Raw genomic sequence first — 26,914 nt, forward strand, 5'->3', positions numbered from 1 at the left:
CTGGGTACGCACCGCAAGCGGGTTGATAATCGCGCTGCAATGAACGCCATTTTCTTCGTACTCAGGACGGGTTGCCAGTGGAATGCGCTAAATGCCACCGGTATATGCTCGTCAAGCTCTGCTCATCGCCGATTTCAGGAATGGCGGGATGCTGGAGTATTTGAACGCTTCTGGCAAAACGGGTTGCTTGCTTGCGAACAGTTGGACGCTATTGACTGGTCGTGGCTGTCGATGGATGGTTGTATGACCAAATCACCGCTGGCAGGCTCAAAAAAACAGGCAAGAACCCAACAGACCGGGGGAAACGGGGCGTAAAGCGCAGTCTGATGACCGATGCGAACGGATTGCCTCTCTCTGTGGTGGTCGCTGGAGCAAATACGCACGACATAAAGCTGGTTGCGGATACGCTCGATGCCCTCCAGACGGGCAGACCGGGCAAGAGGCTCCGGTTGTGCATGGACAAAGGGTATGAAGCGGAATGGTTGGGATCGTATCTGAAAAGTCGTCGCTATGAACCTCATATCCAGTCACGGAAGGATGAGTCAGAAGCCATCAAAAACACGGATTTTAAGGCCCACCGCTGGGTTGTAGAGAGAACACACAGTTGGATGAATCGCCTACCGCCGTGTCCTGACTCGTTGGGAGATGAAGGTCGAGAATGATGAGGCGATGCTGCATTTTGCCTGTGGTATCATTGTCTGGAATAAAACCCTATTGGGATAGGTTCTAAATACCTATGAATTATAACTAAGGAAATCATATGAATAAAAAAGCTTTGTACTTCATAGGGGCAGTTATTGCTCTTAGTGGATGTAGTTATAAAAATGAATATTCTGGCGTAGACAAATCTCACTGCGATACTATTTATAATGAATTTAAAACATCTTTTGATTCCGCAGATGTTTGTATTGATGAGAATTTATCTAAGCTGTATAACACAGGAACAAATCAGGAGCTTCTCGAAGTTATCTATTACAAATGCAAAAAAGATCTGAACACATCGAATAAAGCGTATCTACATTCTATCTATTGTAAGATGGCACAGGATAATAACGAATCTTATTTTACAATAAATGAAAGTATTTCTGAGAAAACAGAATACGAGTATTTAAATAGGATAGAGCAAGATACAAAACTCGAAATTCTTGAAAAAATAATGAAATACCGTTCTGAAAAATAAACAAAAAACCCAGCACATTGGCTGGGTTAGTTCGTCACAGTTACTAAAAGGGCAACTTACCTTTAGATAGTGATTCATTGAATCAAAGAAGTCAACACGTTCTTACTATTATTTTTCTTTTTCCACTCATTATCGAGTATTTTAAATGCATTATAGAGATGAGTGTAAATTAAATACTCGGCAGAACGGATGATTTCTTTTACCTCACGGCGGCATGTGGCCATCGAGGGCTTTCGATATTCAAGCGTGCGATTTCTGCAAACCATTTGCCGTGGCTGTGCAATACCATAATAATAACGAGCAATGGCACGATCTGAACTCACAAAGGCATACCGTAATAACAATAACGTAAATGCGACTCAGTCTATATGATAAATTTTATCGACCACCTTGGTGATTAATATTCCATCGTCGTCATTACACATTTCCCTTTCTGGATAATCACGCTTTCCACAGTAGCCATAAATTCAGCGATGATACTGCTTTGGCGCTTTTCTAATCTACCGCTGTAAACTCAAGCACCAAACTTGGATAGCCAACCTTTCAACCAGGCTTCTTGCTCAGTATCAAGTACAAGTCCGTCAGAGATATTTTTTATACTCGACATGCGCACAGCTCCATTACTTCTCTTTTCGTTTGTTCCAGTAGTTCAGTTTGGGTGCCGTGAATTTCTTGCCATGTTTTGGGTGCCGCATTACCTAGCTAAAGAATATTCTAAACACTACAGTTCGAATTACCGTACGATAGGCTATAGTCAGTACTAGAAGCGACTTAGACAGGTAGTGGGCGCTACCTGTCTTTTAAAAGGGTTCCACTGATAGCCGCCATCCTCGTCTGTTAGGGACTAGTCTGATACGGGCTAATATCATGGAACAAAACGCCGAAGGCCGCTGCAACACGCCACCTTGGTTCAAGCTCTTTTTTCTCAACAGGTCTGCCACTGGCAACAAAGACAATTCCTTCGGCTACTTGTGCCCCCCAGAAAGCAACTTCCAACGAATGACGTAATAAACCACCAGCACCACTGTGATGATGATGCTCAGAAGCTTGCAACAAGTGAACATAGGACGCCAGATGGTCAATGCAGGGCTGGATCAGCTTTTGAAAATCACGCTGATTAAAGCCAAGTACCTGACGCAGTTTGGCAATTAGCTCGTCTTGTGTGGACTGCAAATCCTCGGGGGACGCAGCTGGCAACCCTTTCAGGAATGGCGGATAGCGTGGAATTTCCGCATCCAGTTGCGATGACAGCTCTGGTATTGCTTTGGCTTGAAAAAATAGGATTTTGAACATGATGAACCTCCGACCCAAGAGTTTAGAGGTTTCACCGATATATATAGGATGAGTAAGATGCAAGAAACGTTAGTTTATCTCGCAATTAAGAGTACAGGGAGCCAAAAACTGACAAATATTAAGATCTAAAATACTCTTCCAGTAGGCAGACGAACTCTTTTACATACAAATCCATTGAATCTTCTGATGATATACTTGGCAGATTAATCATAGCAGCCTTGCAGCTCTTAATGCTGCCAATACCACCCGAAATAATTTCCACTTTTGTTTGATAATGCGAGTCTAATGTTGGGTAATATACATTAACCAAAGCCAAGTCTTCTAAAAAGAAATCCCTTAGCACAGCTAATCGGTCATACTTTCTTTTATCTGGCCTAGGATAGTAATTACTAACTTTTTGTTCTTCTATAGATGATGAAAGGTTATGTTTCTTAAACTCCAAAATACAACGAGGTTTACTAGTCTTGATATCAACTAAAACCATGTCGGCGTCTCCAGGATAAGCAGATGAGGTATTTGATAGATAACACTCAAGCGTTGACGTACCGTATATCAGACCCTTTTTGCCCACATAAACCTCTCCACCAGAACCAAGGGCTATTTTCCCCATAAGCTCTTCTAATCCAATAACTTTTGATTTAAATCTCACCCCATCAGTATGCTTCAAAGCCCTTGAGAAAATAATCTTCTCGTTTGGATTGCTATACCAGTCAACATCTCTAAATATTAGAAATTCAAGATGCAACGCATTTACAAAAGCAAAACTGGAGGTGACTTTTAAAAAGTCAACCCCATAAAGATTCGCTAACAAACTAAAGATCAAAGATTCATTAACTGACCCGTCATCGCATAAAAGTGAATCGATTTCAGAGTTTAGTATGCTTTTGATCCATATATTCCTTGTAACCTTTGGAGGCACAGCTGACCAGTTAACAAAAAAATCGAAATTAATCGGGAAAAGTCCAAATTTTTTCAATCTTTGAATAGAAAACCAATCTTCAGGTGAACCCGAATTAACATTGTATTTTGGGAACCTCTCCCTATCAGAGCAAAGCGCCAGCTTTGGGAGGCGCAAAAATATATCCATGAAAACCCCAAAAAATCAGTACTTAAAGCTTATCGACAAGTAAAAATTAACTATTAATAACATCCATTAGTTTCGAGTAACTCGTAACAACATCATATTTGACGTTTTCACTCGTTATCTCTGCATTAATCTTTTCAAAGAATTTCCTAGCACATTCTATCTTGCGATCTTCAATGCCACGCAATTCAAGCGAAGACATCGTTCCTTTAGTCTCGGCAATAAAGTAAATGTGTTTAACACTTCCTTCTTTGAAAGAAATCGCCCAATCAGGATTGTAGTCGCCAACAGGTGTCGGTATCAGAAAACCACGAGGAAGTTTTGCATAAACCACGACTTCTTTGCTTGTATCGAGCTCGGTAACAAAGTCCCGCTCAATACCTTGTGAATCAACGACAACATAATCATAAATATGCTTATTAACGCCACTGACGACTTTTGTCATATCTGTGATTTTTTGCTCTGCCGTGAATATATCAACATCATAAGATTCGTTCGTTGGATCATATGATAGCTTCTCGATAATTACAGATGCCTTTTGTTCTTTTACAAGCCGTGAAGCCTCAGCGAGAAAATGCTCAGGGTTCTGCTTAAATTGTGCAAATACTACAGGTTCTATACCCATCAGTATTTCGGCAATTGTTTTGCGAGTCAGCACACAATTTTCAGCCAACTTACCCACCAAGTCATAACGAACAGCAGAATGAATGCTCGATTGATGAGTTTCAGTCTCAGTGTTTTTCACCTTGAAACTTTGTCCAGCTTTGAGTTGTTCGTCGGTAATGCCATCCAATTGAACACCATCTTGAATAGTGTACTGAAGAGGCGTTACCTTAAGCTCTTTATTGAGTACCTGAATACAATTTTTAATCAACTCTGACGAATCAAAATCAACCTTATAAACCGCTTTGCGATTGATTTTGTGCCAAAGCTCCTGAAACTCCTTCTTATCAAAATTAGCATTCAACGGATTGTTTTTAGGTTTACGATCATCAACAACACCTAGCAATTGCGCGTCACTATAAACACCTTCTATCAGCGTCAATATTTGCTCTCGGTAAGGCTCTAGCTCAATAGGCATTGGCGCTAACTGTCCACTAGCCTTAGCCTGGTGGAATGATGGCGCGATTGAATCGTCAGCTTCATTGGTATAATCATTTTTAAGCAAATACTTATAAATTTGCTTAGCCATGACAGGTGTTACTTCTACAGGTCCATCAGCAGTTGTAATTGTCTTACCCATAAAATAAGCTTCATCTGCTTTTCTAGGTCTCGCTGAGAGAGACTCGCCGATTTCTTTTTGTAGATTCGTGACAAAGTCTTTATAGCTTTCACTTGCAATCACCGACAAGACATTAATTTCATGCACAGTTGCCGGATGGTCCTGTCTGTCACCATGTTTATTGACGGCCAGACGTAAACCACGTCCAACTTCTTGACGACGAGAGATAGTATTGTCGCTGTGTTTCAACATACACATGACAAATACGTTTGGATTATCCCAACCCTCGCGTAAGGCCGAGTGTGAAAAGATAAATCGAGTAGGCTCTTCAAACGACAGTAACTTTTCCTTATCTTTTAGAATCAAGTCATAGGCATCTACATCGTCTGATAGCCCGGCATCTTCACCACGAACTTTAAAGCCAGGGTTCTGAAGACGATTTGATTTCTTATCAATTGAGAAGTAGCCATTATGCGTTCTAGAGCCTTCAATGGCCGATAGATAGGCTTTATAGGCATCATTCTGCTCACTCGGTAAAAGGGTCAACTCATCAAGATACTCCTGTACAAGCAAGGAGTACTCTTCCTCAAAGACGCGAGCATAATCACCTTTCTCATCCGCTTGAGAGTAATCCCTATACTTTGCGACTTCGTCAATAAAGAATAGAGAGAGAACCTTTATACCCTGGCTAAAAAGTGTTTTTTCTTTTTCAAGGTGCGCTTTAATTGTCTCGCGGATCTGTATGCGGCGAATTGTCTCTTCGGTCACGTCTCCCGTGGCATCGCCCGCGGTTAAAACATGGCCATTTTTGAATTCAACCGTGTCGTTAATCGCGTTGACATCAGTAACCACAAAGTCACAGTACTGGTCCAGACCATTGCTAAGATCAAAAAGATTATCGCCCTTAGTAACCTTCTTGGGTATGCGTTTAATGCCATTTTGTTGTTTAACTTCGATCTCAATGCGAGCCACTGGCATTTTTTTCGAGATCTCGATGGATTCCAAATATAGATAGGCTGTCGTTCCCGCCAAGCCTTTTACTGAAATACCACGAACGGCAATTTTCTTAACCAGCTTATTGTTATAAGCGTCAAGCGCATCCAGGCGATGCACTTTATTATGTGTTGTCTTATGCGTGGCCGAATATCGAAGTACCATCAGTGGTTTGAATTTGGCTAAGGCATCTAATGTCTTCTTGCCTTCCATCTTCTGCGGCTCATCCAAAATCAGGATTGGACGGTTTGCACTAATAACATCAATAGGACGCCTAGACTGGAAGTCATCCAACTCTTCATAAATTCGTCGATTGTCTTTTCCTGACGCATTAAAGGCTTGAATATTGATGACCATCACATTGATGCCACTGTCAGAAGAAAAACTCTCTAACTGGTGCAATTGTTTCGAGTTATAGATAAAGAACCGGGCCTTTTTACCGTCGTAATTCTGGGCAAAATGCTCACCGGTGATTTGTAGCGACTTGTAAACACCTTCACGAATGGCGATGCTAGGCACAACTATAATAAATTTGCTCCAGCCATAGCGCTTATTCATCTCAAAGATGGTTTTGATGTAGCAATATGTCTTACCAGTACCGGTTTCCATTTCGACATCGAGATTAATCTTAGAGCAAGCATTACTTACTAACGCTTCTGAAACAGGGAGGTTCTGCCTACTTTGAACACCATGGATATTCTGCAATAACTGCGATTCAGTGATCGCGAGTTCAGCATTTTTAAAACCATCCTGGTCACTCATATCCCAGCCAGCGTTGCCAAATTTATCTTTGGCAACGCCAGGATCGATTCGGTAGGTTACGCCGAAGGTATTAGGTTGCCCCGCAAAACAGTCAACAACCGACTCTACGGCAACAGTTTGATAAGGTTGGACTTTGAACTTTAACTTCATGCTCCCCCCTTAAATCGCTTTAACTTCAGTATGTGGTGACACTTGCTTGAAAATCTGCTCAGCATTGATTTTTACTGCATCAGATTCAAAGCCGTCATCACGGAACACTACGCGAAGAGGTTCTTTTATGGCTAACTCTTTAATCAAAGCTTCATTTATACGCAGATCAAAACAGGCCACCAACGCATCATCATCAACAAAGAATACCGATTTACCTTGAATCGTTTCTTTTCTGATTGGCAAGGTTAAATCGACGCCCCAATCAAGTAGAACCTGGAAAAGTAAATCTTCATCAGTACGGTCTGCTTTAATATTATCTACCAATAAGTCTAACGAACCCTGAGTAACTTGATCTGGAGAGTAGTACACATCAGCCATATTGGATGAATCGACTTTAAGTACTCGGAAGCCAACGTCTTTATTCCAGTCTTTGTGGCACTCGCCTTCTAATATTTTTGCTCCAGCTCGGCGAATGCGTTCTTTTGATATCTCAGCAATGGTTTTGTAGCCAGTTTTGAAGGCTTCTGATTTTTTATCACACTCTTCGGGCAACTGAACCATGATAAATTTGCGGTTGCCGCCGTCTTCAGCATTTAGTTTCATTACAGCGTGGGCAGTTGTCGATGATCCAGCGAAAAAATCTAGTACTATTGAATCTCTATCAGTAACAAGTCTAAGAATCCTTTCAATCAATCGAACAGGTTTTGGATTAGTAAATAGACCTCCTAAATCAAGCTTTTTTAATTCACTATTTGACTCGTGATTATGTCCGACCTCATCATACGGCCAAATCGTGACTGGCGTCACACCATCTTTTATTTCCGATAAAAAGCTTTTCCTTGAAGGGGTCTGATTACCATCCGAACCAAACCATATCTCATTTCCTTCATCCATTCTTCTCATTGATTCGTCATTAAATCGACGAAAAGTACCTTTAGGCGGCTGCCAAGTAACGCCATTTTTAAACGTGTATGAACTGGTATTTGTACCACTCTTTGCGTGAAGTGGAGTGGCTTTCCACTTTCCTTTAGGATGGCTATCTGGGTTAGAATATGCAGATATTTGGCTATCATTTCGAGGTAGCATATTAAACGAGATAGCATTTTTATTTTTTGCGTAACACAAAATATGATCATGATTATCAGAGAACCATCTAGCGTCGTTTGACCTAGTATATTTTTTCTGCCAAATCACGTTTGCTATAAAATTACTTTCACCAAAAACTAGATCTGCAATTTTTCGTAAATTGGCAACTTCCCCATCATCAATGCTTATAAAAATAGCTCCGTCCTCACTTAAGAATCTTCTAGATAAAACCAAACGAGAATACAACATACCCAACCAGTCCGAGTGAAAGCGACCATTCGACTCAGTATTAGTCACCAATGCATTTCCCGAGCTATCTTTCTGATTAGAATTAACTAGGTACTCATCTGAAGAAGAGTGAAAATTATCAGCATATACAAAATCTCGCCCTGTATTATATGGCGGGTCTATATATATCAATTTGACTTTATTTAAATATGATTCTTGTAGTATTTTCAATGCATCAAGATTGTCACCCTCGATGAATAAATTTTTTGTAGTATCAAAGTCTACACTTTCACCTTTGAATGGTCTCAATGTTTTAGATATCGAGGCATTTGCGGTTAACATAGCTTGCCTTTTTCCTGGCCAGCTCAATTGATAACGCTCTTGCGGGCCTTCAACGATTGAATTTGATAGCTCTTGTTTAAGTTGGTCAAAATCAATGGCTAGCTTTAGTTCTCCGTTAGCCCCTCTTGATTCCGTCACGCAGTTCGGAAACAACGCCTGAATTTTCTCTATATTTTGCTGCGTCATGTCGGGGCTGTGCATTTTTAATTTATCCATGTGTTCACCTTTTGCGTGATGCCTTGCATAAAAAGCATGTGGCACTATTTAACTCATTTAAATTGTTTATTCTTTATGCGAGTAACTCTTCAAACTTGCACCTTAAATTCTTTAACTGCTTATTGAGTTCAACCTTTCGGTTAAACTGTTTCTCAGCGTGAACCTTCTTCTTATACTGCGATATTTGCTTTTCCAATGCCTGAATTGCCACCAAGCGTTCAATGGCCTCTTCAATACTCTCAGCGGTACGTTTGGGTATGGGTAACAAGCGAGCAAGAAGCTTTTGATACAGCTCCGCCATATCGATTGCAGTTGGCAAACCCAATACTTCAGAAGTTACTGTTGATGCATTACCTAAATAGAACGTTTCTGAGAACAAATAACGGCTACAAACCCATTTGGACTGATCGTTCTCTGCCTTACGCTTATAGCAAGCTGCATAGTGGCCTTGCTCACCACTAGCAACCCATACCTCAAATAGAATGGGAAAAGGTATCGCCAAATCAATCGCTTTAAGTACGCTGTCGTCTATCGAGTCACCTTTAAGCTTCACACTGAAAACCTGTATTTCACTGACCTCACTGGTTTGAGGAATATTCAGTGTGTTGGGCGATAGCTTGTAAGCCCAAAGGATCTGATCTACTTGCTCTACAAAAAGTGACTTCAATCCAGCGCTTGCCGCGCTGTGTTCGTATATTTTGTTCTTCGGCACGACTCGACCGAACTTTGCTTTGTCAGGAAATATCCAAGGTGAGTTCATAGACTAGATAACCTCATCCTGAGCACTATTTTCCATCAGGTGCTTTTGCTGGATCACAACAAATGCCAGCAATTCAAAATCATCAAGCCCGGCAAATGTATTCACTAAAGCTGAGGTAGCGCCACCACTGAACAAACTATCAATATCTTTTTCTTCCTTAACTTCAACCATGCTTTTTATGGCATCCGTTAGAAGGTGAGAGTAACGCTGCATATCTCGACCGTCTTGTGTTAGGCGATTAAATAACGCACAAATCTCACTGAGCGGCTCTGTTTGCCCTTTACAGCTACTGCGGATTAAATCTAATAGTCTCTTTACCTCAAAATGATTAGCGACGATGTGCCCCTCATTCGATACATAGACAAGGTAATAAGGGTGGAGCCTGTTTTGCAGATCTCTATCGATACTGTTATTGACGTTTTTCAGCGCAAACACCACGCCAGGCAATAATCCTAATTCAGGCTTAGCTTCAACCACCGCATGCATGCCACTTGGTGCATTTCTTGGTTCGCCGTAGAGTTTCATTAAATTAAGTAGGTCCATCCGAAATTCGTTTAGACCTAGATCGGTGATAGAAACCCCCGTTTTTAAATCTTCAAGCTCGATGACTTCTTCTTGCAGCTTCTTTAACTGCTCTTTACGGTACGACACATCATTAGCTTGACTACTTAAGACGTTATCATCACCGGTCGCTGTCACGTCAACAATCGTCATTCGACTTTCAACACGTTCTTTTAAGTTGATGTACTCATCCAGCGATATATCAGGCCAGTAGTTAACTAACTGAATGCATTTATTCAGCGAGCCAATACGGTCAACTCGCCCAAAGCGCTGAACAATCCGAACTGGATTCCAATGAATATCAAAGTTAATTAAGTAATCACAGTCCTGTAAGTTCTGTCCTTCAGAGATACAGTCTGTAGCAATCAACAAATCGATTTCAGCGGGTTCGTCAGGTAATACACTTGCTTTCGATTTGGAAACTGGCGAAAACAAGGTGAGCACTTCTTGTGTGTCGTAACCTTTTCGTCCGGTTTTTAAGGTGGTCTTAGGTAAACTGGCACCACCAGTGATCATCGCAGTATGGATTCTATGCTCGCTTAACATCACAGGTGACAACTGCTCGTACAGATATTGAGCGGTGTCAGCAAACGCCGTGAACACGATGATTTTCTTGTTTCCAGGATTTATCGGATTATTTATTTTTGCAGCAATATGTGATTTCAGATGCTGCAACTTAGCATCTTCTTCTGGCTTAATTTTGCTAACAGAATCTAGTAACCCTTTGATCAGCTCCAAATCGCCATCTAAATCCTGCTGCCAGGATGGAAGATCCATATCCATCAGCTTGATTTTGATCTTGTTGCCGATTTCCATATCGTGATAAGAGGGCATATCGTCTTCATCTGCTTCAATAGACTCAAGCGCTTCAACGAGACTGCTCACTTCGGTTTGCCCGTCTCGCTTATAGAATTCGTCGATAATACCTAGAACACGAACATGGTTATCATGAAGGGATTGCAAGGTACTTCTGAACGAGTATACAGAACTCTCAAGACGCTTTAGAAGGTTCGTTGTCATCAATGCAACTAAGCTTTTTTCGCGGTCGCTTTGTTTTAACTTACCTTTTCCGCCTTCAACTTGCGTGTCATACATATCCTCATATTTCTTCAACCTACTCGGTAGGATATAACTCACTGGCGCATAGACAGATAGCTTGAGTAGCTTAAGCTGTTCAAAGATCTCATTCAGACTTACTACATCCGAACGAGTAGTAAGCGGACAATGAAACGAGATTGGCTTGTTACGTTCAGGGAAATGGCCAATATCTGTTGTGTCGTAGAAAGTTGTGATGTGCTTTCGTGAGCGAGCGATAGTGACGCTATCAAGCAGTTCAAAAAAGTCAAAATCCAAGGCATCGAGAATGGCTTTAGCTGTTCGCGTCTCTGGGTCTAGTTTGGACCAAGCGTTAAATGCGGCTTGTGCTTGATTGAATATCTGTTCCACGCTTTTTGTGGTTTTAAGATGCTTTGTGAGATTGCTCGACTCACCTTCATAAGCCAGTGCAAGTTGATTCCTTAGGTCAGTAAATCTGTTATTCACTGGTGTCGCTGATAGCATCAGCACCTTGGTTTTTACGCCAGCGCGAATCACTTTATTCATCAGTTTCTGATATCGAGTTTCTCGATCTTTCACTGCATCGTTATTTCTAAAGTTATGCGACTCATCAATGACGACCAGATCATAGTTACCCCAGTTGATTCTATTCAACGGAGTACCGAAGGATTCGCCAGAGGTTCGGCTCAAATCTGTGTGACACAAAACATCGTAACTAAAACGGTCTTTAGCAAAGATATTTGTTTTTAGGTTTCGATTAAAGTTGAGCCAGTTATCCGCCAATTTTTTCGGACATAGTAGAAGTACGGACTTGTTCCTGAGCTCGTAATACTTGATGACAGCTAACGCTGTAAAAGTTTTACCAAGACCAACACTATCAGCCAGAATGCAGCCATTATAGGTCTCTAACTTATTGATAATCCCCGTCGCGGCATCTTTTTGGTAGTTAAATAGCTTGTTCCAAATCAAGGTGTCCTGATAGCCGGTTCGATCATTTGGTAATACATCCTCTGTAATATCATCAAGGAATTCATTAAAAATGTTATACAAAATAATGAAATAGACTTTTTCAGGCGAGTTTTCCTGGTAGACAGACTCTATATGCTCGCAAATGGTTTTAGTAACATCTTGGAGCTTCGCAGGGTCTTTCCAAATTTGGTCGAATAACTGTAAGTACTGGGCTGTGAAATTTGGCTCATCGATTTTTTGCACAAAATTCGAAATAGCATTTCCTCGCTGATACCCTAGATCAACCGCCGTAAACCCGCTAACCGGAGCAAAAACTGCACTCTTTGTCTCTGTTTGCTGTCTAGGTGCTTCCGTCACAACAAACGACTGCATTGGAGAATCAGTTTTGTTTGATTTGAATGTCGCTTTCTTTCTGATCCAATTTGCACACTCTTTAGCGATCGCTTTTTGAGTGAGCTTGTTCTTTAACTGTATTTCAAAGTCAGTTCCGTAAAGGCTGCGTTCACGCCCAGCTTTGGGGATAAAGAACTCTCGTTTTTCTTTTTTGAATTTATCGGTAACTTCATCCGCGACAAAAGTAGGTGATGTGAAGATGAACTCAAGTGAGTCTATCTTCGCTAACTCCTTTTTGAGAGCCTCATACGCATAAATAGAAAAGCAAGACGCAGCAATCTTTAACTTTGTGTTCGGTGCCAGCGTCTGTTGAAGCTCGTCACCTAATAGGTTGTTAAGGTTATCGATTATTTTCATCAAAATTTATACCCTGCGCCAAGTTCGTTTTTGTGCATTAGTTACCAAGTTCTTTTTCAATCCCTGGAGCTAGCATGATGTTTTTAACTCCATAAAGTGTTGCTCTGTTCTTTAAATACAATTGAGCTCCACCATCTTTTAGTGTGGCGTTGGAAGAACAATCCACATTCCATTGTCTGAGTAAATAGCCTGCCGTTGCCGCTCTAATCTCAACCTTTAGAACGCCAGCCGCCATACCATAATCCAGTTCAATCGCTTCGCTGTGCTCAATACGTGGATGCGGCACTAACTCCAGCTCAACAAATCGGTTCCATTGCCGGTCCTGGGTTTCTAGTTCAGCTTCAGATAACCTTGAGTCTTCAAGTACAACCGCTGCTTTAATGCGGGTCAGCACAAAGTCACGGAACTCATTATGTTTGCGGTCAAAACCACGAACATGCCAACGCAGGCCATTGTCCACCAGCGTATGCGGCACAATTTCACGTATTGTTTCACCACTCGATAACGACACATAGGTGATACGCAAGGCTTTGCCTTTGTGGATGGCCTCGGTAACTTTCGCCACTATCGGTAAACTCGGTTTGTTAAGGTGATAAGGCGCTTCACACGCAAAAGGCGGTTTTATCTTGCCAGTAAAGCCATCTCCGTACCCTTGGCTAATCGTCGCCAATGTTCGAACGACGTCGTAGTCGAACAAGGGCTCAAATGCTTCACCTCGTTTATGCAGCTTGAGCTTTTGGTCATACTCAATGTTACCTGGTGCAAGCACTCTGTATAGCGTGAAATCTTTCGTTGCTTGTGTAGCAGCTATGCTGAAGCGATTGACTAAATCTGCCCGTACCGCTTCCCCCTTAAACAATAAGGTGAAATCGATGTGAGCAATGCGATCCCGGATTGCTTGTGGCAACTGCGCTATCTCCGAAAGCCTATATGACTTCGCCCCTACCGTTTGTTTCAGACCATCATTTATCATGCGTCTTGTTTATCCCATTCAACCAATGGCTTAATACTCTGTTTATCAAATCATGACTGGCATCGCATCATCACATTAAACTGATCCGCTCAACGCGGTTATTCATCCACACTGACTCAATCATCTCTACGGGTTGAAGCTGGACTGATGGATATAAAGTACGGAATAAGCTCCAACCTAATTAATTTTATTAGGCCTTATCCTATCATAAATTATTTTGTAAGGAAGACTAAAAACCTACTTCTGAAGGGATTGTCAGAATGTCGTAACGGGCAATTTCTGAAGGTGAAAATATGACAGGTAGCAGATGACGGATCAGCGATGAACTCTGAAAAAATAGCACCGCATAGTCCTGAGCACAAAACTAATCATCCGCTCGGCACTCACCGCGAAAATAAAGAAAAAGTTTCTGAGGGTACTGGAGCGTACTTTTGATATCAGACTTCTAACTCTGTTCCCAGATTTTGACGGCTTTTGCCGAGCTAACAGTGAGGTATTTAGCCCATCTAACAATAATCGGTGGTAGAAAAGAACGTTTATATCTTTCGATGAGGTATACAGCGAACAGCTCCCGTTTCCTCTCTCAACCCCGTCACTCGGGGATCGGTTAACCTGTATGAGCCCCATCCAGACGAACCATGAGCTTTTAGATATCTGACGGAGCTTTACTTTAGCAATGCCTACTCCTTGCACGGAGCAGGCCTAACCAAGGCTGTTATGTTTAGTGTGAGCAACGAGCGGAAGTTAACTCTAATACTCTTTTAAATATAAATAATCCAGCATCTTTGCTAAATTGGCAACCAATCAATTAACTCCAGTATGGCAAACTAATTTAACACATTTTCTCATTGTGTGATATTTAAGCAACTATAAGTTTTTTGTTATCAAATGTGATTTAGGAAACATAATTAAAACAATTAAGTAAAAGCTTTGAAATATTATAATATACTGACAGCTTGCTAATGGTAAAAGGATTTAATGTGAGCCAAGAAGATGATGATAAGTATCCAGCAAGCGCCGTATCCTCATGGAGCGGTTTCGTTTATCAAGGGAAAATTGCACTATATCACGCCCTAAAGATTATTCACGATGGAGACCTAGACTTCGAGCTTCAGCTAGACAGTAGTGACGACTTCGCTATTTATAAAAATGGAAAACTACACACGGCTCATCAAGTCAAAGCTAAGATAAGTAAATATCGAAGTGGCTACACCAAAGCGCTAGAACAATCTACTTTAATCGAACACGACAAAATCAAAGGGACAACACGTTACTTCCATGTATCTATCCCGCTAAACAATACAGACGATCACAGAGGCACTAGCGGAGAAATAGTAAAATTCTATCGTTATGGAGACAACTATTATTGCGGCTTGGGCGAAATTGAAGGGCTCACCAAAGAACTCATAAAAAAAATATGTAATAAAGAGCATATCATTGTCAGTGATAACCTTATAAATTTTAACTATTGTTTACTTTCTGAAAAAATCAGCACCAAGGCAATATGCAATCATAAATTAAATCAGGTTGGCGGAATTTCAGAAAACAGAGCAGCATATGAGGGCCGTATCAAGGCCAAAAATATTCTAGAAGAACTACTAACCGAAAACCCCTATCAGAATAGAGACTACTATGCAGTTGCATTAAAGGCCAGGCTTCAAACTCACCTGGAAGAGAGGTTGGATCAGGCGCTTCCAACAATGAGTGACGCTACTTACGAGAGAGCTAGATGTCTGTGTGAGCACATTCGCGAAACTCATATCAATGAATTGAAAGCCCTATGCCAGATGATGAAGCCCTCCGAGCGATTTCAAGACGTTCAGACGAACGACATCAGGCGATACACCAAGCTCATCCAGGCTATTTCGGTGGAGCCTATATTCAACCACCTCCCACACTACCTTGACAGCGAAAATCGATTTTACGTACCTACCGCTCTTGATGTGGATGAAATCGAAGAGTGTGAGTTTGACATGACCCGTGAAATGAAAAACAACGGGGATCTGCTGAGACTACTTTTTGAGTATAACCATCTAATCGCCAGCAAAGCAGAAGCCTCATTCACCTTTAATACAAAATTTACAAACTCAGATGACTTCGACAGCAAGCAGACCACTGAAAAGCTCGAAAGCAACATCACCAAGTCGCTATGTATTAGCGTGATAACAAAAGACGATGCGGAGGAACGACTGAATGATAAAGCAACTCATTGATGAAGCACTTGTTGCACATGGCTTTGTTAGTAAGCGCGACTTGGACAACACAAGCTTTTATATTCGCGAGTCTGGATCTGCTATCAGGTTCGCAGTTCTATATAATCTTGATGATCTTCCTGAGCCAGCCGAATTGAATAATAGAATCAATCATCTTGCTCCTAGTGAATTTCTCAGAAACCCAAGCTTTAAGAAAAACTGCGACTTGATTTGTATTTATCGTCTTGATGTGCTGGCCAATTTCAAAGATCACGAAGAAGAAATTTTCGCAATTGAAGAAGATCCGCACTTCTATAAAAAGTATGTTCTCTATTACAGTATCGCGGAAGAAAGTGCACTCACTAATTACACCTACGACAAACTGGTATCAGTTATTGCTGACAAAAAAAAATTTCTTGAATACAAAGAAAATCCTCTTATCGCCACACAATACAGCTTTGCGGCGAAGACCTTTATCAAGCTTCCTTTTTTAGAGTTACCTAGCCATCAAGAAAATCTTGTGTCCTTGAGGTTACAGGCAGCAGAGGCTGTTGCACAAGCCAGCCTAAACGATACGTATTTGACTATCCAGAAAGTCACAGATAAAAACTCCGACGAAATTATCAAGGAAATGATTAAAAATGAACTGGCAAATATCCAAGATTGAAGTCTCTAGCTTCAAAGCATTCAAGCATATCTACTTGGATCTTGACGAGTCGTCTTTGCTAACTCTGGACGGACCTAACGGTTATGGCAAAACAAGCATATTCGACGCAATCGAACTATTGCTTACCGGCCAGATCAGTCGAATACAAAATCTATTCAAGACATTACTAACCAAGAACAAGAGAGACTACGCGGACAATCTTTTCTGGAATAGTCGCTCAGGAGAGAACGATCTCTGCATTAAGATTGAATTTACTAATGATGGTCGCAAACTTGTCTTAGCTAGACATTGCCAAGCTGCAATATTCAAAAAACCAGTAAACAATCGTGCAGACAAATACGAAAATTTCAAGCTTTATGAGCTGCCAGAATTCAAATCGTCTGACTTCACTAAAATCAATCTGCGCGATAACAATTTCCTTGATGAAATTTTCGGAAAGAATTTCAGGGAAAACTTCTCTTTTCTTAACTATCTGGAGCAAGGGCAAAACCGGCTGTTACACACTCGAGTAGACGAACGGAAGGATAAACTAGGAAACCTATTTAATATCAGTGATATCGAAGCCGAGATTGAAAACTGCAACACTGTATACAGCAAACTTACAAAGTACATCAATAATCCTGAACGCACGGCAAAAGCAGCATCTCTTATTGAAGAGATAGCCATCCTAAAGGGCACATTGCAGGCAGTAGCTGGGAACATTGAGTACAAAAAACTCTCGACGACTGATGTCCAACCGGGGTGGGACAAGGAGATAATGTTCTCTACGTATTCGCCAGTGGACCATGCAGCCTACCAGAAATCAGTTAGTAAGATTATTGCCCTTCTACCACTCAAAGCCACGATAAAAACTAGGGTCCATAACGAGAGAATTGATGCCTACATCAGTCGTAATGAGGAATCTCTGAGAAGTCTGGCGCAGTTTGGTAAAGACCTAGGCAAGCTTGATGTGCTTGACGCTATCAAGAAAGGGATTGATGAATTAGAACGTTCAGCAGGTATCATTAAACGCGGTGCTACGGTGATCAAGCTCGAAGAAGCCCGTTCATTACAAGGTTGGGCAGGTGAGCGTCTTGAGTGGTTTGAGTCACAAATTAATTCTCGAAACAGCCTACAAGTAAAAAGTAGCGCCAACGCGAACGTTGTAGCCGAATTGGAACATCTAAAAAGGCAGTTACTTAGGGAACATAAAAAGTCTTATCCCAACGAGCAGTTGTGCCCTCTCTGTGGTGCTGACTGGGAAGATCACAAATTAATGGCAGATGCTATTGAAGCAAGAACTAAACAGATCTCAGAATCATTAGGCCAGGACGGTAAGGACTTAGTTAACCTTATCGCTGCTATGGACGCTGAGCTGAAACTTATCGACTCCTTTATACAAGACAGCCTGAAACTCCTTACGCCTACATTTGAATCAAATCTTCATGTAGGGCTGAGCAGAATTAAGCTTCGGCTCCCGGCAATAACCCAAGTACTGGAAAAGCTGCAAAGTGAAAACATTCAATTTACTGATTCATTCACGGAAATTGATGACTTAGTAGATGAGCGACTTGAAAAGCTCAAAGAGATTCTAAGAAATAAAAAACAGGTTGAAGCTGATGCCTTAGCGCTGCCAGAGGACTGGCGAGAAACCATAAATAGCGCTTTTAAAGACCTACAGGACTTCTACATAGTCACGGCTGAAGACCTAAAGGATAAAGAGCATTACATATCGATTAAAGCTAACGAGGCTCAAAGTTCTAGGCTCCAAACTTGTATTAAAGATCTTAATCTTATCGAAAAAGAAACCATGGCAGCTCAAAAAGTACAAGGTAAAATCGAAAAGCTCCGCAACACATTGAAAAAGAGCGAGCAGAACTATACTGACCAAACAATTTCGGCTATTGAGTTCATATTCCACATTTATAGTGGTCGGCTGATCCAAAACTACCAGCGTGGCCTGGGCCTATTTATTGAGAGCCGCGAAGGTACACAACTGAGATTCCTGACTGCTGAGAAGTCTGAACACGACGCAGTCATGTCCATGAGTTCAGGTCAGGTGTCTGCGCTCAGCCTTGCTTTTTTCCTCGCGCTCAACAAAGTCTATGCACGGGTTCCTCTCATATTGATTGACGACCCGTCGCAATCACTGGATGAAGTAAACGTTGCTTCGTTGACCGATCTACTCCGTTGCGAACTCAAACATTGCCAGTTGGTTGTCTCATCTCACGAGGACGATATCTCGGCCTATATGCGCTACCGGTTCGACAGAGCCGGTTTGACAACAAGTTCGCTAAACATGCAGCTTTTGGCAAAAGACGCTTCGTAAAAGCCACCCTCGGCTACCTAGTAGAGCGAGGGGGCGTAATGGTAATGCGAATGAATTGGCTAACCACTTACCGTAATTCCTTGTTACTCAATCTCATGATAAGGACCGTAAAAGGACCATTATTTTAACTTTGGTTATTGATAAGATAGGCTCAAACCTATTTATGATGTACAGATGACGGTACCATCATTTCCATATCGGAATAAAGTCAGATAAAAATGACGAGTATTGCAGGTATCTAATATCTGCTGTCTTTCTGCTTCTGAGAGCTTATTATGAGGCTCATGTTGCCGAGGTTGTTGACGCATATTACTTGTGACTTCACCAGAGTTCTGAGTCCAACGCTGAAACGTTCGTATGGATAACCCAACAGTGGCACAAGCCTTTATCTTTGTTGCCCCTTTGCGCACAGCTTCATTAACAAGTGTAACTAGTTTAAGCCGCCTGGAATAGGGATCAGTCTTCCTCGCTGGTTTCCCTGAGGGCATTGAACTTTTCCCGCAAAACCAGTAGTGCAGCGGTTTCAGCGAGTGCTTTCTCTTTACGTGCTAACTCTTTCTCAAGTGCTTTTATCTTTCTGCCTTCTTCATGTAGTAGCTTATTTTCTTTGTGTGATACTGAAGTCGATATTGCGCTCTGAGCCTTGATAGATAGTGCTCGCCAAGCTTTAACGTCATCGACAAATACCCCTTTAGACCTACAGTATTCAGCTAACTCGCGCTCAGACATTGTTGCAGTTTCAATCACGATGAAAAATCTCTGCTCCGCTGAAAAATCAGCAGTAGCATTTTCTAACGGCAATTCTGTAGGCAATAGACCGCTTTCAACAAGTTCATTTCTCCACTTAGACCACGGAAGGACTCACATCTAATTCTTTAGCAATTCTTCGGTGAGTCCCATTATACGGTAGTAACAACCAAGTTTGACCTTTCGTTTTCACATCAATTGGAACTGGATTAGCTAGCATAGTTATCTCCTTAAAGATCTAGACGACAACGATGCTAACACGGGGGTTACTCACCGATCTCCAGACTTTCATATCTACTAGATCCACTCATTTCGTTTCAAATTAATATATTTTCGGGTCAAAAATAACAGTCACTGTTCCTCGGTAAGTATCCGGTCTTGTCAAGAGCATAGTATCAACATCATGCTGAGTGACCAAAAAATCAATGCTTCCCTTACGATTACTTCCAATATCTCGTGTTAAGAACGTATTATTTAAAACGTCCTTATTGATTGCCATTGGCGCGCGTAAAACCGTGCTATTGGTTTGTTGATTAATAATGTTATTCGGCAAACTCAAATACGCCTTAACTGGAACCAGTTGACCATTATTACCACTTTTAATGGCACAATGTTCACCTTGAATATATTCACATTGCAAATAAACTGTAAATGCGCCCGTTGAAGAAATTAAAAAGTCACTTCGAGCAGTAAGCTGAGGAGTGATTTTTGTTATCATCCAACGCTCCCAGTTTCGTTTTCCCTGTTCTTCCGTACAAACTTTACCTACACTACAAGGTTGCAATGATAATGCACGACCTTCTGGCGTTGTAGTCACGATTAAATCATGATTAACGGAAAGAGTGAGATTGATATCAACAACACTTTCATTGACTTGATAGTTATCGCCAAAATCAAAGTCGCCTCCTGGTCCTACGGTAAATGATAATTTTCCCACATAGGTTCCTGAACCTACCGCCAATAAGCTATCTTTAGCCATTAATGAGTAACCAATGCTCATATCTTCAAATATGGATGGTTCGGTTCTGTCTACTCTACTTATTTTAAGGCAGGGGAGAGTGTTATTACTTGTATTCCAGATAAATCGATTCCATAAATTATTCGACATTGAAGTGGCATAAAAAGAACACCCTCCCCCCCGAGGTGCACTCAGATCTTTGCCGCCTTCGTCCCAATCAAGCGAATTTGTATTTTTTTTCGCTGTTGAAGAAAAATTAGTCATCCTAAATATAACGTCAAATGCTTCTCCTGTATCCTGATTCCTTACTGTGAGTGTTCTGGGAGTTTTAGGAAAGTTAAAGTAAACTCCGTCACGAGGTTCATTATAAGCAACGATAGGGTAGGAAATTGTTGTTGTTAACGGCAAATAAACACTTACAGCGCCAGCATTACAATAATGAGGATAGTACTTACAATAACCGCTGATTGGCGTTGTATTGACAAAAACACCATCACTGTTATTGTTATTTATCTTTGGTGTAAACTCTGCAGTTAAATTAATCGTTACACTGTGGGCAAATGCGCTGAGTGCCAACATGACGATACCAAGAATGTAATGAAAATAACGCATTATAACCCCTCCATTGATGAACAACGAATAACAGGAAAAAACTGTACGGCTTTTTCCGATGACAGGGCGTCCGGTAACTGGCACGATAAGGCGGGTAATTGACCATCGGCTAAGACAGTGAGTTTTTGGTTATTGATGCCCGTATCTAATGTTAAAACGCCCTCAGCATTAATCACGCCACTACTAATATCACTAATCACCTGACGATGTCTTAACATTTGACCTCGGTTGTCTTGCAGCATCCCCACAAGCACTGTTGTTTTGATGGCCTTTAATTTTAAATATTTCACACTACCTCGATTCATTTGCATTGATTCATATTCAGGAAAAACTTTTCCGTTATGTTCACCCATGCTGTAAAACTGGATGGACTCATTTTTCCAGACATCCGCAGGAATAACATTTCGGCCCTGGAATAACTTTGTTTCGCTAACACTGCCTGAAGCGACAATTTGCATATCGGGGTCATCTGATTCTAAATCTACGATAAATGCCGAATCCATGCCTAAACCACGTTCGCCACTACTCGCCGCAAGTCTTCCTTCACCCAGCAAAAGTGTCTGACTTAAGTTAATGCCCGCGGTGGTACTTTTGTCTTGTACATAATGCTGGACATAAGCATCCCCACTGAGCGCTCGACTTTCCAAGGCGCCATTACCGTTAATGAGTGTGCTTCCACCACTTTGCGATATTCCAGCGCCTAGCCAACGTAGTGCCCCTTCATCCTGGGGTTGCCATTGATAATTTAAACTCGAATAGCTGTTACTGTCGTTGATACCCGCATCAACTGATAACGTATGCTGTGCAGTCGGCATTAATGACATGCTTACTCCGAACATCACACCTTGCTCCCGATTCTTTTGATTAAATCCAGGTCGGTCATACGCACTTACTCGAAAATTAACATCGCGATTAGCCAAAATGGCTTTTGTTGTCAATGCTGCATCAATCCCAAACCCTTCTCTTGATGGATTTTTCATGTATTGACCATTCAATGTCAGTGAACTCGCCCACGGTAATTGGGTGAACATTGACGCCCCCCACGCGTTCCCAACTTGCTTAGACGAGTCTGTCGAGCGATAACTATCCTGGGAAGTTCGACGCCAAAAGACATTCAACGAGTTTCCCGGTGAAAGCGTCCGATAATAACGTAAATCTGCGCTCGAATTTTTTCGTGAATCATCATCCGTCAAGGTATATTGGGCAAAAAGACTATCATTGGAAGACAGTGTTACCGTTGATCTTGCGCTGAGCTGATATTTTTCTGCGGTCATTAAAAAACTGCTTCCCAAGATAACACGGGGGGTCAATAAGTAATCGACGGCACCGCCGCCGATGAACGCGTTATTATTCTCGGTGGTGTTCTTACGGCTAATCACTAAATCTCTTTTTTGCCCACCCCAGAAATTTAAGCGCCATTTTTGATTGGGATTTTGCCATCCTAATGGCTTGTATACTTGAGCTATTTGAGTATCCACAATCTTACCGTTCTCTAGGGTATTAATCGTAATGTTATAAATGCCGCTGGGTAAACGCCGAGTGTCAATAGCTTGTATTCCTGGTTGCAGTTGTTGCGAGTAGATGAGGCGATTATCCAGCCAAACTTCTGCCGTTGCTTGATTGGCAGCGGTGACATAGATAGGGTAAGCACTGACACTTTCGTTATTTATCAATAATGCATTTGAGGTTCCCCACATGGCTCCAGCAACAGAGCCTGTACTAAATCCATTGGTTTCAACATTTCCCTTATCACTGTCCGGGGAAAAAAAACCTAAGCGAACAAAGTTACCTGCTAATTCCTTTTGTGTGTATAGTGCATAAATATTGGTTTCTTGTGTTTGATTGGCTTGGCTAGAGCCGTAGGTCTGCAGCGATATTTTTTGTGTCCATCCTAAAAGCGAGGACACGATAGATGAGGTAAAGTTCCATGTCTTCGCTGAAGCTACCGAAACGGCAGATAAATTATTGTGCATAATGACACCATTTGGCAGAGTGCTAGGCAAATGGATATAGTCATTGTTTACTTGCTCAGTTTCGTAGTGTGATGTAAATAATTTTAACGAGGAGTTATCCAGTCGATATTCAGCAGAGATTAGTCCTGCAGGGCAGGAGGAGTGACATGCACCTAATGAGATCCCTTTTTGTAAAATATTAGCCCACTCATTTTTAACTTGAGGTTTAATATCTGGTTCTTCATCTAAAATTCGTAGGAGATTAATTTGTCCATTTTCATGAAGCGAAAAGACAGCATCAAAAAGCGGAGAATCATTAAGATACACTTGAGAAACAATTTCTGAATTATAAAAATACTGCTTAAATTCATCAGGAACTTTTATCGTATTGCCTGCTGATAATAAATTTGCCCCCAAAGCTATTCCAGGTGCTAGAATTAAAGTAAATAATACTTTCATATTCATTCTTAGCCGAATCAAAAAATACAAACACTATAAAAAATAGTTAGTCACTCGATAAATGCACAAACACAATTGAAATAACGAACGACTAGACTAAGTAATAAGGATGAAGGCCTCAAAGGCCTTCATCACTTGAGTAACTTATTTGTCTCCAGCAGGAGGCGCGACAAGCGCTGGTTCAAAAACCATTGCCACTTGGCCAGTAAAAGAGCCTGTCACAGTTAGAGGTGTGTCTGTTTGTTGTGTAATGCGAAGATTAGCACGACCGCCTGTTTTGGCAGCGGCGGCATCAACTACGGTATTAGCCGTCTTGCTGAGTGCTACACCATTAAAGGTAACAGTTAACGGGATGATATCTGTTCCATTTGATAAGATAGCTGTGCCAGTTGAATCGGTATTCGTTAAGGTTGCTTGAATACCACCGGATGTATTTTTATATTGAAATTGCTTGGAAAAATCTTGCAACTTCTTCGTTCCTAAATCGTAAACCATTTCTTGCGTTTGATTAACCCAGCCGCCCTCAACAGGAATAACTTGAAAATCATCTGTTGGGATGGTGGCCGTTAAGTCGATAGCGTAGCGTTGTTCATCCGCAGCGTGAACAGTCATTGACCCTAAAGCCGCGCAAGACATTAAAATCGCGGATAATGATTTTTTTAACATGTGAATACCTCATTTATGATGATTAAAAAAAAGAAGGAAAACGCTGTTTTCCTATTTATTTATTTTCTATAACTAGAAAACAAAATTAAAATTAAAATTAAAATTAAAATTAAAATTAAAATTAAAATTAAAATTAAAATTAAAATTAATTATTTATCTAGATTGATGTTAATGTTAATAATTAAATGATTTTGATTTATCACCTTCAATTAATGTGAAGGTGATTTTGTTATTCTGTTTTTTTTGTAAAATAAACTCCCTCCCAGGCAATATAATTTCTCGGGATTTGTTCTCGCAATGTGATTTTGCGTTTTCACAATAACGGATATTATCTAATATAATGGTAGCATTTCCCTTATTTACTATTGCTATTTGTTTGTTCCTATCGTCAATAACGGTATTAAATAAAGGTTTTTCAGGTTGCATCACAACAACACTACCATACCCAGTCAATACATTAATTCCGGCCTCCAGTGCGTTTTTCTTGTATTGAGTTATTTCATCCTTGCTCATACCAAAACCATCATTTTCTTCTGGGAGTACAGGGGTAAAACGGATCCTAAAATAACGTTCTTTATCTCGCGCTCCTGACCACAATATACGTACAGTCTGAAAGCCCGATGGAGGAATGATTAATCTTAGTGGTGAGACAATGAGTCGTTCTTGTGTTAATGAGCCTGCGTCAACTTCTTTTTGTGTTGATTCGCGTTGATTCATTTTCGGGGTAACATCAATCTCCAATACCTCAACACGAACAAATGCGGTAGATGTTCCTGTATTATATACGCGTTTGGTCAGGCTTTGTGTTTCCGGTGTAAAAACATCATACATACTACCAATACCAATGGAAGGTGCGGCACATACTGATATTGTTATACTCATTAATAACAATGTTAAAATAAAGTGAATTCGTTTAAGCATACATATTCCAATTTTTTATATAATAAAAAATAAAACTTTAATTAAAAATCAACACAAATACCCAATCTAATTCATCTTAAAACTTAAAATAATCCCAGAAAACAGATTAATGGAAAATGTAGGCTATTTTCTTTTGCGTTAATGCAGTACTGAATTAACGCAAACGTTGATATTCAATTAAAACTTCACAGGGATCTTCATAAAATACCTCGACAATTAAATCAAGTAACGTTTTATCAATCTCATTTAATAATTGCAGAATGATTTCGATTGAAAATGTTGCTTGCCCTCGTTCTAGTCGAGAGATGTGTTGTTGGGAGATATTTAATTTTTGTCCTAATATTTTCCCCGACATACCTAGTAATCTTCTGTGTTTTCGAAAAAATGCACCTATGCGAACACTTGCACTTGATATATTGTATCTCATTAACGCGAACCACTCGTTTTACCAAATTAAAATATGGTTAATATCAAAATTGCTGGTAATAAATATTAGAGTGAATTAAGAAGTGATGAAAATAGTTTAATCCGATCAATATTGTTGTTTGTGATAACTTACAACTATCAATTCACTTTATATTGATCGTTATTGTCAATATCCTTATTTTTATGTGTATTACTTTATGATTTTAAATAGATTTTTTATAAGATATTAAGTTTCCTGGGAAATGATAACGTGGATGACTAGATTGCAATTGAAAATATTAATACATATTCTGAAACTAAATCTAACATATTACGCGTTATTGCTGTTTTTTTTATCGTTCAATCTTAGGGTAAAAATTGGTGATTGAGTATGCGTGATGAATATTGATTATTCTGCGCAACTAAATCAGGACACTTTAATAATGGAATATAATCCAATTATTGAGGTGTTAAATGAAAAAACGAAAAAATAGGTTTTATACCGCTGAATTTAAGCAAGAGGCGATCGCATTAGTCACCGAGCAAGGTTATAGCATACCAAAAGCGGCAGCTTCTTTAGGGAGCACCGATAAATTACTTTATAACTGGAAAGCAAAATTCGACGCTGAGCGATCTGGTAGTAGTTTGAATTCCGATGAGAGAGCTGAGCTATTAAGAACCTATCCCAATAGGTTTTTATTTCAGACAATGACACCACAGGCAAAATGCAGCATCGCCTCATAATTCTCGACTTTCTTCTCCCAACGAGTCAGGACACGACGGTAGCGATTCATCCAACTGTGTGTTCTCTCTACAATCCAGCGGTGAGCCTTAAAATCCGTGTTTTTGATGGCTTCTGACTCATCCTTCCGTGACTGGATATGAGGTTCATAGCGACGACTTTTCAGATACGATCCCAACCATTCCGCTTCATACCCTTTGTCCATGCACAACCGGAGCCTCTTGCCCGGTCTGCCCGTCTGGAGGGCATCGAGCGTATCCGCAACCAGCTTTATGTCGTGCGTATTTGCTCCAGCGACCACCACAGAGAGAGGCAATCCGTTCGCATCGGTCATCAGACTGCGCTTTACGCCCCGTTTCCCCCGGTCTGTTGGGTTCTTGCCTGTTTTTTTGAGCCTGCCAGCGGTGATTTGGTCATACAACCATCCATCGACAGCCACGACCAGTCAATAGCGTCCAACTGTTCGCAAGCAAGCAACCCGTTTTGCCAGAAGCGTTCAAATACTCCAGCATCCCGCCATTCCTGAAATCGGCGATGAGCAGAGCTTGACGAGCATATACCGGTGGCATTTAGCGCATTCCACTGGCAACCCGTCCTGAGTACGAAGAAAATGGCGTTCATTGCAGCGCGATTATCAACCCGCTTGCGGTGCGTACCCAG

Annotated in this window: 18 protein-coding genes and 4 pseudogenes; 6 read left to right on the plus strand and 16 right to left on the minus strand. The window is 40.9% G+C overall.

What is annotated here, in order from left to right; genetic code table 11:
• Together AACV00_RS07185 and AACV00_RS07190 are read left to right on the plus strand one after the other, a co-directional pair.
• Nucleotides 1–723: pseudogene (locus AACV00_RS07185) on the plus strand (IS5 family transposase); the annotation flags it as partial.
• Between the two features lie 37 nt (nt 724–760).
• Nucleotides 761–1,180 (plus strand): lipoprotein, encoded by a 420-nt coding sequence (locus AACV00_RS07190; RefSeq protein WP_150375720.1) that lies wholly within the window; start codon nt 761–763, stop codon nt 1,178–1,180.
• A 74-nt stretch (nt 1,181–1,254) separates the two neighbouring features.
• Here the strand turns inward: AACV00_RS07190 and AACV00_RS07195 are convergent.
• The 8 genes and pseudogenes from AACV00_RS07195 to AACV00_RS07230 all read right to left on the minus strand — a co-directional run bounded on the left by AACV00_RS07195 (nt 1,255) and on the right by AACV00_RS07230 (nt 13,625).
• A pseudogene (locus AACV00_RS07195) lies at nt 1,255–1,787 on the minus strand (antiterminator Q family protein).
• 171 nt (nt 1,788–1,958) lie between these two features.
• Nucleotides 1,959–2,473 (minus strand): annotated as a pseudogene (locus AACV00_RS07200) (TraI domain-containing protein); the annotation flags it as partial.
• A gap of 118 nt (nt 2,474–2,591) precedes the next feature.
• Nucleotides 2,592–3,560, minus strand: a complete 969-nt coding sequence (locus tag AACV00_RS07205; RefSeq protein WP_161680076.1) for a hypothetical protein — start codon at nt 3,558–3,560, stop codon at nt 2,592–2,594.
• A 46-nt stretch (nt 3,561–3,606) separates the two neighbouring features.
• Nucleotides 3,607–6,684, minus strand: coding sequence for a type III restriction-modification system endonuclease (locus AACV00_RS07210; protein WP_161680078.1), 3,078 nt, complete (start codon nt 6,682–6,684; stop codon nt 3,607–3,609).
• A 9-nt stretch (nt 6,685–6,693) separates the two neighbouring features.
• Nucleotides 6,694–8,556 (minus strand): site-specific DNA-methyltransferase, encoded by a 1,863-nt coding sequence (locus AACV00_RS07215; protein WP_161680079.1) that lies wholly within the window; start codon nt 8,554–8,556, stop codon nt 6,694–6,696.
• A 73-nt stretch (nt 8,557–8,629) separates the two neighbouring features.
• Nucleotides 8,630–9,316, minus strand: a complete 687-nt coding sequence (locus AACV00_RS07220) for a DUF4391 domain-containing protein (RefSeq protein ID WP_161680081.1) — start codon at nt 9,314–9,316, stop codon at nt 8,630–8,632.
• 3 nt (nt 9,317–9,319) lie between these two features.
• The gene (locus AACV00_RS07225; RefSeq protein ID WP_161680083.1) at nt 9,320–12,652 is read right to left on the minus strand and encodes a helicase-related protein; all 3,333 of its coding nucleotides are present in this window, start codon (nt 12,650–12,652) and stop codon (nt 9,320–9,322) included.
• 37 nt (nt 12,653–12,689) lie between these two features.
• Nucleotides 12,690–13,625, minus strand: a complete 936-nt coding sequence (locus tag AACV00_RS07230; protein WP_161680084.1) for a WYL domain-containing protein — start codon at nt 13,623–13,625, stop codon at nt 12,690–12,692.
• A 980-nt stretch (nt 13,626–14,605) separates the two neighbouring features.
• On the opposite strand from AACV00_RS07230, the gene AACV00_RS07240 reads away from it, so the two are divergent.
• Genes AACV00_RS07240 through AACV00_RS07250 form a run of 3 tightly spaced genes read left to right on the plus strand, consistent with a single transcriptional unit; the run spans nt 14,606 to nt 18,792 of the window.
• Complete coding sequence (locus tag AACV00_RS07240) at nt 14,606–15,838, plus strand: ABC-three component system protein (RefSeq protein WP_150375732.1); 1,233 nt, start codon at nt 14,606–14,608, stop codon at nt 15,836–15,838.
• Nucleotides 15,819–16,484 (plus strand): ABC-three component system middle component 1, encoded by a 666-nt coding sequence (locus AACV00_RS07245; RefSeq protein ID WP_150375734.1) that lies wholly within the window; start codon nt 15,819–15,821, stop codon nt 16,482–16,484. Before AACV00_RS07240 ends, AACV00_RS07245 begins: the two co-directional genes overlap by 20 nt.
• A complete protein-coding gene (locus AACV00_RS07250; RefSeq protein ID WP_150375736.1) occupies nt 16,459–18,792 on the plus strand; it encodes an AAA family ATPase in 2,334 nt (777 codons plus the stop codon). The genes AACV00_RS07245 and AACV00_RS07250 overlap by 26 nt, the downstream gene beginning before the upstream one ends.
• A 161-nt stretch (nt 18,793–18,953) precedes the next feature.
• Here the strand turns inward: AACV00_RS07250 and AACV00_RS07255 are convergent, their stop codons facing one another.
• The 7 genes from AACV00_RS07255 to AACV00_RS07285 form a co-directional block, all read right to left on the minus strand.
• The gene (locus tag AACV00_RS07255; protein ID WP_161680086.1) at nt 18,954–19,280 is read right to left on the minus strand and encodes a hypothetical protein; all 327 of its coding nucleotides are present in this window, start codon (nt 19,278–19,280) and stop codon (nt 18,954–18,956) included.
• Nucleotides 19,249–19,605 carry a transposase gene (locus AACV00_RS07260; protein WP_220128212.1) on the minus strand — a complete coding sequence of 119 codons (357 nt, stop codon included), beginning with the start codon at nt 19,603–19,605 and terminating at the stop codon, nt 19,249–19,251. Before AACV00_RS07260 ends, AACV00_RS07255 begins: the two co-directional genes overlap by 32 nt.
• A gap of 256 nt (nt 19,606–19,861) precedes the next feature.
• Complete coding sequence (locus AACV00_RS07265) at nt 19,862–21,109, minus strand: hypothetical protein (protein ID WP_161680088.1); 1,248 nt, start codon at nt 21,107–21,109, stop codon at nt 19,862–19,864.
• Entirely contained in the window at nt 21,109–23,520 is a 2,412-nt protein-coding gene (locus tag AACV00_RS07270) for a TcfC E-set like domain-containing protein (RefSeq protein ID WP_161680090.1), read from the minus strand. Before AACV00_RS07270 ends, AACV00_RS07265 begins: the two co-directional genes overlap by 1 nt.
• A gap of 144 nt (nt 23,521–23,664) precedes the next feature.
• The gene (locus tag AACV00_RS07275) at nt 23,665–24,186 is read right to left on the minus strand and encodes a CS1 type fimbrial major subunit (RefSeq protein WP_161680092.1); all 522 of its coding nucleotides are present in this window, start codon (nt 24,184–24,186) and stop codon (nt 23,665–23,667) included.
• A gap of 174 nt (nt 24,187–24,360) precedes the next feature.
• Complete coding sequence (locus AACV00_RS07280; RefSeq protein WP_161680094.1) at nt 24,361–25,107, minus strand: hypothetical protein; 747 nt, start codon at nt 25,105–25,107, stop codon at nt 24,361–24,363.
• Between the two features lie 154 nt (nt 25,108–25,261).
• Nucleotides 25,262–25,462 carry a helix-turn-helix domain-containing protein gene (locus AACV00_RS07285; RefSeq protein ID WP_237584671.1) on the minus strand — a complete coding sequence of 67 codons (201 nt, stop codon included), beginning with the start codon at nt 25,460–25,462 and terminating at the stop codon, nt 25,262–25,264.
• A 524-nt stretch (nt 25,463–25,986) separates the two neighbouring features.
• Between AACV00_RS07285 and AACV00_RS07290 the strand changes: the two genes are divergently transcribed.
• Nucleotides 25,987–26,256: a transposase gene (locus AACV00_RS07290; RefSeq protein WP_004916000.1), complete on the plus strand. Its 270-nt coding sequence runs from the start codon at nt 25,987–25,989 to the stop codon at nt 26,254–26,256.
• Here the strand turns inward: AACV00_RS07290 and AACV00_RS07295 are convergent.
• Nucleotides 26,214–26,914 (minus strand): annotated as a pseudogene (locus tag AACV00_RS07295) (IS5 family transposase); the annotation flags it as partial. The gene AACV00_RS07290 and the pseudogene AACV00_RS07295 sit on opposite strands and share 43 nt — an antisense overlap.

Origin of the sequence: Proteus sp. G3927 (genome assembly GCF_963894685.1) — a bacterium.
GTDB lineage: Bacteria > Pseudomonadota > Gammaproteobacteria > Enterobacterales > Enterobacteriaceae > Proteus > Proteus mirabilis.